At 45.3% G+C, this 8,926-nt stretch carries 9 protein-coding genes; 5 read left to right on the top strand and 4 right to left on the bottom strand.

The features are described from left to right. Positions 1 to 456: 456 nt before the first annotated feature. Positions 457 to 756: a nucleotidyltransferase family protein gene (locus Q502_RS05980; protein ID WP_102819191.1), complete on the top strand. Its 300-nt coding sequence runs from the start codon at positions 457 to 459 to the stop codon at positions 754 to 756. Beyond that, positions 753 to 1,091: a DUF86 domain-containing protein gene (locus Q502_RS05975; RefSeq protein WP_102819192.1), complete on the top strand. Its 339-nt coding sequence runs from the start codon at positions 753 to 755 to the stop codon at positions 1,089 to 1,091. Before Q502_RS05980 ends, Q502_RS05975 begins: the two co-directional genes overlap by 4 nt. A gap of 468 nt (positions 1,092 to 1,559) precedes the next feature. Here the strand turns inward: Q502_RS05975 and Q502_RS05970 are convergent, their stop codons facing one another. Together Q502_RS05970 and Q502_RS14620 are read right to left on the bottom strand one after the other, a co-directional pair. Then, positions 1,560 to 2,402 (bottom strand): hypothetical protein, encoded by an 843-nt coding sequence (locus tag Q502_RS05970; protein ID WP_102819193.1) that lies wholly within the window; start codon positions 2,400 to 2,402, stop codon positions 1,560 to 1,562. Continuing rightward, on the bottom strand, positions 2,377 to 2,727 hold the full coding sequence (locus Q502_RS14620; RefSeq protein WP_258001935.1) for a hypothetical protein: 351 nt from the start codon (positions 2,725 to 2,727) through the stop codon (positions 2,377 to 2,379). The genes Q502_RS05970 and Q502_RS14620 overlap by 26 nt, the downstream gene beginning before the upstream one ends. A gap of 1,085 nt (positions 2,728 to 3,812) precedes the next feature. On the opposite strand from Q502_RS14620, the gene Q502_RS05960 reads away from it, so the two are divergent. From Q502_RS05960 to Q502_RS05950, 3 genes are all read left to right on the top strand, one after another. After that, a complete protein-coding gene (locus Q502_RS05960; protein ID WP_102819194.1) occupies positions 3,813 to 4,409 on the top strand; it encodes a type IV toxin-antitoxin system AbiEi family antitoxin domain-containing protein in 597 nt (198 codons plus the stop codon). Next, positions 4,406 to 5,266 carry a nucleotidyl transferase AbiEii/AbiGii toxin family protein gene (locus Q502_RS05955; RefSeq protein ID WP_102819195.1) on the top strand — a complete coding sequence of 287 codons (861 nt, stop codon included), beginning with the start codon at positions 4,406 to 4,408 and terminating at the stop codon, positions 5,264 to 5,266. Before Q502_RS05960 ends, Q502_RS05955 begins: the two co-directional genes overlap by 4 nt. 529 nt (positions 5,267 to 5,795) lie before the next feature. After that, positions 5,796 to 7,187 carry an ATP-binding protein gene (locus tag Q502_RS05950; RefSeq protein ID WP_112109502.1) on the top strand — a complete coding sequence of 464 codons (1,392 nt, stop codon included), beginning with the start codon at positions 5,796 to 5,798 and terminating at the stop codon, positions 7,185 to 7,187. A gap of 721 nt (positions 7,188 to 7,908) precedes the next feature. Here the strand turns inward: Q502_RS05950 and Q502_RS05945 are convergent. Both Q502_RS05945 and Q502_RS05940 read right to left on the bottom strand, forming a co-directional pair. After that, positions 7,909 to 8,157, bottom strand: a complete 249-nt coding sequence (locus Q502_RS05945) for a DUF2442 domain-containing protein (protein WP_102819196.1) — start codon at positions 8,155 to 8,157, stop codon at positions 7,909 to 7,911. Positions 8,158 to 8,170: 13 nt separating this feature from the next. After that, positions 8,171 to 8,437 carry a DUF4160 domain-containing protein gene (locus Q502_RS05940; protein WP_102819197.1) on the bottom strand — a complete coding sequence of 89 codons (267 nt, stop codon included), beginning with the start codon at positions 8,435 to 8,437 and terminating at the stop codon, positions 8,171 to 8,173. Positions 8,438 to 8,926 lie beyond the last annotated feature (489 nt).

The following is an 8,926-nucleotide window of genomic DNA, read 5'->3' as shown; positions in this document are numbered from 1 at the left end:
GCGTGGTCTTCGCCAGCCTTGCATCCCGGCATGATCCTTTGCCGGCATTGCGTCCACTGATGCTCCACAGTGCAATGCGTCACACCGAAGGTGGCATCACTTCCCGACGAAGTCGGCCTCGCCTCCTGCCGAAGCCAGCCTTGCGTCCACTGATGCTCCTCAGTGCAAGGCGTCCCGCCGAAGGCGGTAAAAGGTTCCCGGGCGTCACTTCCGCCGGCGATCTTTCGGCGTATCACTTCCTGCCGAAGGCAGCTTTCGTCTCATTTCACCAGTGACTGGCTCTCTCTCTTTTCTCTCACGCTCTTTGCCAAAAACGAAGAACAAAGCTGCTAGTTCTGCAACGAAGAACGTCATTACCATAATGCAAAAATCGAGTCGCTATTTATTTATCTGCAATTTCCTCTCCTCTTTTGGGCCATGACATGCAATGATATAATTTTTGTGAGGTGAGAACTGATGCAGAGTCTTGATAAGATTCTAAGCTTACTGAAAAACGAAATGCCTTACTTCAGAATGCGCTATCAAATCGAATCGCTGAGAGTCTTCGGTTCTTATGCCCGTGGTGAGCAGAACAAAGAAAGCGATCTAGATCTTCTTGTTCGCTTTGAAGAGAATGCCAACCTAACGCTGATTGATTACATCGACCTCAGGAATGAGCTGTCGAGCCTTCTGTCAGTCAAGATAGATCTTGTTGACGAAAGCACTTTAAAACCTTTAATCGGAGAACATATTCTAAGAGAGGCTATTGAAATTTGAAGCGCGTATACTCAGATTATCTTAATGACATAATAGCTGAAATCGATCTTATTTTTGATTTCTGTAAGGAAATCAAGAACGCTTCCGAATTTCTGAATGACAAAAAAACTGTCAGGGCAACAATCAGAAGCCTCGAGATAATCGGCGAGGCAGTCAAAAAACTACCGAAAGAAATAACCGACAACTACCCCGAGATCCCCTGGAGAAGCATTGCGGGAATGAGAGACATACTAATTCATGAATACTTCGGGGTGAATATGAATCTTGTCTGGAACACGATTCAAAAAGAGTTACTGCCTTTAAGAACTGCCGCCCAAAAGATAATTGACGACTGAAGTATATTCTGCTGTGAACCAGGATCGTTTTTCTCGCCTGTATCTCTGCGCAGGCATTGAGAGATCCCGTATCTTGTGTGTTCTGAGTAAAGACACACGACAAAGATCGCATTCAAGACGTTTGCTTCGCTCACGAAAAGACGAGAACTCTCCCCTCTGTCTCTTTCTCTCTCTTCATCTCGTACCTTCCCGCTCTTACGAACCAAGAACAAAGCTTCTAGCTCCGGAACGAAGAACTGCTCTTTGGTCTTCTGAAGCAAGAACCTGGACGCGCAGCGTCGGAACGAGGAACTTGGGCGCAACGCGCCGGAATCGATCTTCCGATACTATCGGAGAACGGTGAACCGATAACGGACAACCATTTTCTTATTCAACTTGCATCATGGAATTTGCAACTGATGGACTTCTCGGAGAACGGTGGACCGTTGACGGTTGACTTGAGAGGCTTCCTGCTGAGCAGCCTCATTCCTACAAGAGTGTGCAAAGACATGTGTAGTACTCAGTAACACTCTCATATAACTCGTAAGCTGTGGATCCTGAAATAGGCAATTTACAACTACCGGCTCTCAGCAGATATTCAGACAATCTTCTTCTGTGATCCATGAATGCAGAGAGGACTAGATACTCATCCTCAATTAACTCATATCTGAGACATTCTTCCAGAATCAAGAGCGAAGCAAGAAGAAACCATGGAGAACTAATCGGCTGAATTTCAAATTCAAAAAGCCTTGCGAAGTCTCTTTGGACGGAAAACAGTCTCTCTCTTGCTGACCTTTTCTCTTCCAAAACGCCGGCCTTAGCTAGCTTCTCTAGTTCTAGAAGTACGGCCTTCTGATTGAGAAAGCGATGGGTTGCTATTTGATTCGAGTTTGCGCTTCCCTTGGTCAGTAAATGGAATATCACCTCGGCTCTGGTAGTAGATCCGAATATTAGTCTCAGTCGAATAAGCAAGTTAGATATATCTCTTGCGTCGGGCTCGGTGATGTACTTGCTGGAAGTAGTGGCAGCGTGCACTTCACAAGCATCAACCGGTAGTTCAATATGATCGGTCACAGCTTTCCGAAGTCTTTTCAAGCGAGAATGATTGATATATTTGAGGTTCACTATGCTCCAGTCCATGGAGATTTTTTGTAGACGCTTTTCGTGTTTACATAAATAACTGGAAAAGGTAATAGCGCTCTCCGGATCACTAAAACATTTCATCGTTTGCTCGGCTCTCGACCAAGCACCAAGATTTACCCACTGGCTCCACAATATCCCAACGGCATTATCTATAACCAATTTCTTAAAGCTCTTTGGATGCATCATCAAAACCAAGCCTCCGCAAAAGATCGATCAAGATTACTCTAAAAGCCGGCGAGACATCGTGAGTCATTGTCCATTTCGCTGCCTCTACAATCTCACTTTCCGTTGGTTCTAACTTCATCAGATCATCTACGTGATAGCCGCCTCGGTCAGCTGAAGCATACAACTTAAAGTGAATCTGATCTATTCGCGAAATATAATATACAGAAAGAGAGCTTCCAATTTGAACCTTGGATAGTCGCTTCGAAAATCCTTCAGGCAAACCGAGTTCTACGAGTGATGCCGGTCCGTCGTTTATCCAGTCTCTGGGAAGCCCCAGATCCCTGGCCACTTTTCTGGCAGCGTCAAGAAGCCAAGCCGGGAATTCGGCCCTACTGACGACAATCTGATCCTCGACTTCTCTGCGAAACCAACCACATCTATATCGCCGTCGTCCTTTGGACCAAACCAAGAGCGTTCAGCGCGGTGCCACCGCAAACAACCAGACCGATTCTCTTACCAATCCTATTTATCTGAGAATGCAAAGCCTTCAAAGCAACTTCCATATGTGAGAAACTCATATCTCTCTTCATAACCTCAGTATATCACATACGAGTTGTTAGTACTTCATATACTACTTCACTTGAAAAATGCTAGTTGCTATTCCTTAAAGAGGTGACTATAGTTTCGCGATCTCAGTCTCTTCCTGCAGCAAATTAGCGTTCTAGCTGTTGTGAGTGTTCATTTTCGTGTTTTGGGAAAAAGCGTGATCCTCATTGGAATCTTGTCATACAATGCTGGACAATTTGAAGAGATCAGTCCTCCGTCAGCTGTCCAAGGGCAAGGACCCGATGAACGCTCTAAAACATGGTTCGCCGTTGACCGTTCAAGATCATAAACCCGTTCACCGCTAAGACCATTCGATCGAGAAAGAGCACTGTCGAGACGTTCGCTGCGCTCACGAGAGGACGAGAAGCGAAAATAGGGACTGACAGGCTCCTTATGTCTGTCCCATTTTTCGCGTACTGGAAGAACAGTTTTTTTAGCTTTTGCTTTTATAACATGCAGCGCGACACTTGCAACTGACGGACTTCTCGGAGAACGGCGGACCGTTGACCTTCAACGTAGTGTTGATCAGCGCTCAGCGAAAAGCGGGCTTTGTTGCCTCCTGCCGAAGGCAGCCTTGCGTCCCGGCATGTTCTTCGCCGGCATTGCGTCCGCCAATGTTCTTCGGCGCCTTGCGTCTAATCAATTAGCATCACTTCCTGGGATGTACTTCCCAGCCTCACTTCCCGACGAAGTCGGCCTCGCCTCCTGGCGAAGCCAGCCTTGCGTCCCGGCATGTTCTTCGCCGGCATTGTTCTCGCGTAATGTCAAGGTGTACTAACATGCTTTAATATGATACAATTAAAGAACGCAAATACAGAAGGTGCAACGATGGATGACTTAGAGAAGATCAAACAGATCGCTGCCGAAAACAATGGTTTCATTGAAACCGGTGATGTTGTTGCGGAGGGAATTAGAAAGGAAAAGTTAAGACGACTTCTTGAGTTGGGAGAGGTTGAAAGAGTCTCGCGAGGAAGATACGTTTTATCAGGTAGCATAGTAGATGACTACAAGATACTCCAGATGAGGTGCAAATCTTGTATCTTCTCCCACACAACCTCCCTTTATCTATTGGGACTTTCAGATCGGGCGCCATCCCAATACCATATAACAGTATCTCAGGGTTCGAACGTAAGCTATCTCAAAAGAGAGTACGATGATCTGGTCTTCCATTATGTAATACCTTCGCTTGTTGAACTTGGTTTGACCAGTGTCAAATCGCCTTTTGGAAACAGTGTGAGGTCTTACGATTCCGAAAGGACAATCTGCGATCTGCTAAAAGAAAAGGACCGATTTGATATTCAGATCGTCTCCAATGCCTTGAAAGCGTATTTCAGGGGCAGGCAAGATCTTGGGAAATTGTCAAAATACTCACGCGTTTTTGGAGTTGAAGATCTCTTGCATACCTACACGGAGGTTCTACTGTGATAAACGCTGAAAAGTTGAAAAACGAGATTCGAAAAATCGCCTCAGAGAAAGGGTTGAATGCGGGAGAGATACTTCACATGTTCATGTTCGAAAGGTTTATTGAGAGATTGGCTAGATCCTTTTACAGAGAGTCATTCATATTGAAAGGAGGCCTCTTGATTGCTTCCATGATTGGTATAGGACAGAGAACCACAATAGATATGGATACCACAGTCAAGAACCTTGCAATGAATGAAGGCACGCTAAAAAGGGTTGTGACCGAAATAATTGACATACCGCTTGATGACGGGGTTACTTTCAGATTCGAGCGAATAGCACCAATCCGCGAGGAAGACGAATACAACAACTTCCGTGTTTCACTAGAAGCTAGATGCGACAGAATCAGAGTTCCGATGAGAATCGACATGACAACCGGAGATGCAATAACTCCCGGAGAAATCGACTACCAGTATCGCTCAATCTTCGGAAAAGAGAAAATCATCATAAAAGCATACACACTTGAAACGATACTCGCCGAGAAATACGAGACCATTTTAAGAAGAACTGTGTTGAGTTCTCGTCCCAGAGATTTGTACGACATTCACACTCTTTTCAGACTGAAGAAAGACCAAATCTCTTTAGCTATTCTAAGAAAAGCAATCGAAAACACTGCGCTTAGGCGAGGATCGTCCAATACAATTGTTGATTATGAAAGCATTGTCTCCGAACTCAAGGAATCAGAATACCAGAAAAGGCTCTGGAAGAATTATCAAAATGAAAACAGCTATGCCAAAAACATTCAGTTCAACGATGTGGTCGAAACAGTGAAGACAATCGGCGACCTTCTAAAAAAATCTGATAGACTGAATCTTCATTGAGTAATAGCAATCCCTCCATCCGATCCTGAGACCGAGAGATTCTGACCAGGACCTTCGTCAGAATGACAGAATGCAAGAAAAGACTGTCATCCCGATATGAAACTGATCGGGATCTCGAATGTAAGATCCGCTGTACGCTTAAAAACATGGTTTGCCGTTGACCGTTCAAGATCATGAACCCGTTCACCGCTAAGACCATTCGATCGAGAAAGAGCAATGTCGAGCCGTTCGCTTCGCTCACGAGAAGACGAGAAGCGAAAATAGGGACTAACAGGCTCCTTATGTCTGTCCCATTTTTCGCGTACTGGAAGAACAGTTTTTTTAGCTTTTGCTTTTATAACATGCAGCGTGACACTTGCAACTGATGGACTTCTCGGTGGACGGTGGACCGTTGACGGTGGACTTGAGATGCTTCCTGCCTAAGCCAGCCTTGCGTCCCGAGACGCTTTTCAAAGATTGCATTTATGATGATATAATTGACTCTAGAGTTAGTAACTTACGAGTTAGTAGTTGTGTTGGAGGTTGTTAAATGTTCATCAACAGAGAGAAAGAGCTTGCTTCTCTCAGGAAGCTTAAAGACAGTGGAAAGTTCGAGATGGCCGTTGTATATGGACGTCGAAGAGTGGGTAAGACCACTCTTCTAAGAGAGTTCTCAAAAGAGATCGAAAGCATCTTCTTTGTCTGCGATGAGGTCAACGAGAAAATGATGCTGCGAAACTTCTCGGAAGTCATTCTGGAACACTTCGGCCAGAAAGACACATTATCTCCATTTGAGTCATGGGAGAAGGCGATTAGGTTCGTTGCGTCCAAAGCAAAGGAAAAGCGTCTTCTGCTAGTAATAGATGAATACCCATATTTGGCGAATGCTACTAGCTATTTCCCGTCTGTCTTACAGCGCCTTATAGATCATGAGCTACTTGAAACAAAGCTCTATTTAGTTCTTTGCGGTTCATCTGTGAGTTTCATGGAGAGCGAAGTGCTGGGCAGTAGGAGCCCCTTGTTTGGAAGAAGAACAGCTCAGCTGAGAGTCGAGCCATTCACCTATCGAGAAGCGTCGCTGTTCTTTCCCGAACTGAACAACGAAGAAAAAATCATCGCGTATGGAATTTTGGGGGGCATCCCGCAGTATCTGCAGAAGTGGAATCAGCATCTTCCATATGGAGAGAACATTGCAAACAACTTTCTCGATACATCGGCGTATCTTTATGCCGAGCCTAGATTCTTGTTGAGACAGGAACTGCGCGAACCTTCCCTCTACAACAGTATAATAGAATCAGTTGCCCAAGGTGCTACTCGCCTGAACGAGATAAGCACAAGGGTAGGAGAGCCTAACGATAAAACTGCAAAGTACATAGCTACACTGCTGAACTTGAACATATTGGGACGAGAAGTGCCCGTTACCGAGAAAAACACTTCACGGAAGGCGATCTACTATATCAGAGACAACCTTTTCAGATTCTGGTACACCTTTGTGTTTCCTAACCTCTCGCTTATCGAAACCGGCATGACAGAAGAGCTTCTGGACAAGAAGATCGCTAACGGACTCAGCAAGTATCTCGGCCTAGCTTTCGAAAGCATATGCAGGGACTATTTGTTGTACAAAAGTGGCAGGGGAGAACTACCCTTCAGGATTATGAAGTTAGGCAAGTGGTGGGGAAACAACCAAGCAACAAAGAAGGAAGAGGAAATTGATCTTCTTGGTCTGGGAGATAATCAAGCGATAATCGGCGAATGCAAGTGGACCAACGCAAGAGTCGGGATAGGCGAACTTGAGAGATTAAGAGAAAAGGGATCGATTATCGCTTGCAAAGACAGGATATTCGTCATCTTTTCCAAGAGCGGATTCACCACAGATCTGCAAGAACTAGCTGTAAAAGATGAAAGTGTTTACCTGGTGACCTTAGATGACCTCTTTGCCTGAAATCAAATCGGACCGCTTGTGGTTTCATTAGGACAGACCATCGAATCGATTCCTCCATATTCATGGTGTGTACGAATAACTAAGCTGCCACTATGTCTAAACAAAGTTGTATGACCACTTCTTGTGAGGCCGTGCTCTCTTCGAGCGCTTAAGCAATTCATAAGATCCTTCCCATCTAAGATATGAGCACTTCAAGAGCTCGTCATTGCCGACATCATCTTGTCTGAAGCTCATTTATCTCGTTTATTAGTTCCTGAATCACTCATCATAATCAAATAGACCTACTATATGCATCTCAACGTTCTTGCTCTTAGATGCCCGCCTGAACATAAAGAGCACTGTCGAGACGTTCAATGAGCCCACGCGAAGACGAGAACTCTCTCCTCTGTCTCATTCTCTCTCTTCAACTCGTACCTTCACGCTCTTACTAACCAAGAACAAAGCTCCTAGCTCCGGAACGAGGAACTTGGGCGCAACGCGCCGGAACCGATCTTCCGATACTATCGGAGAACGGAGAACCGACAACGGAGAGCCATTCCCGTAACTTTCAACTTGCAACTGTTGTACTCTTGAACACGAAGTGTCGGAACGAAGAACATAGGTGCAAAGCACAAGAACAATGATCTTTGCTCTTTGCGAAGAATCTGGACGCGCAGCGCCGGATGAACGGCTCTCTCGCGAGCGAGAAACCAAATTGAACTACTCAGGGAATTTCGTTTTCTCAACGAGGTACTGCTATAGGGCTTGAATGATCAAAGAGATACTCTGGGCAGATGTCCAGTCCATTGGACCATTCAATTGTATCAAAGCTAATTCGAGCTGAGCAGAAGACTTTCGGGTCTCGTAGCTCCGAGAATTTTCCTATGTTCAGTATTCCCTCCAGATCTATCGCTCTCTCTTCCCCATTACTGAACTCAAGTATTAGCTGATAAGGTTTACAGCTCTTTATCGACTTCACTCCAATACTCATGTCAATACCTCCATTATCTTAGTGGCTCTATCTTGAAGGGAAGTTCGCCGTCTGTCACAAGTTTCCAGTTAGCGATTAGCTCATCGGAATGAAGCTCAATCCATGCCTGAACCAATCGAAGCTTCTTTGCGGGAATCTCGCCACTTAGAAGTTCTCCATCGGGAATTGAGACGGTAGAACTGTATTCCTGATAGTAAACGTGTATAAGAGGAGGATTGTGCTCATTAGGAGAACAGTACATCCTCACAATTATTCCGTAGAACATGCTTTTTGCTGGCATCGATTCCTCCTTCCATAGCATATTATAATAAGGAAACAGCTATTTTTGCACCGGAGATCGCGTCCCTGAGGAAAGACCTATAACGACAACATTTTTCCTATAGGTTCATAACGCTACCCCCGCACGTCATCCCGTAGAGCCTGCCCTGAAGATCCGCTATACGCTTAAGAACAAGAACCCGCTGATCGCTGACGAAGACAACGTTGTCCGTCAACGGTCCGCCGTCCACCGACCGAGAAGAGCATTTCAAGAGACTTATAGAGTTTATCGGTTTTTGCTCTACGACTCGCTACTTGTCAATTGCAACTGCTTGTGTTTTTCACACCAAAGAACAAGATCCTGGCCAGTAGCACGCCAGGATGACGTGAAGGACTGTCATCCCGATATGAAACTGATCGGGATCTCGAATGTAAGAGCCGCTGAACGCTTAAAAACGAAGACCCGTTGAACGCTTTAAAACATGGTTTGCCGTTGACCGTTCAAGATCAT

It is taken from the genome of Mesotoga sp. Brook.08.YT.4.2.5.2. (assembly GCF_003351125.1).
Lineage (GTDB): Bacteria > Thermotogota > Thermotogae > Petrotogales > Kosmotogaceae > Mesotoga.
Note: the sequence above shows the minus strand (reverse complement) of the source record. Positions and strands in the feature narration are given on the sequence as shown.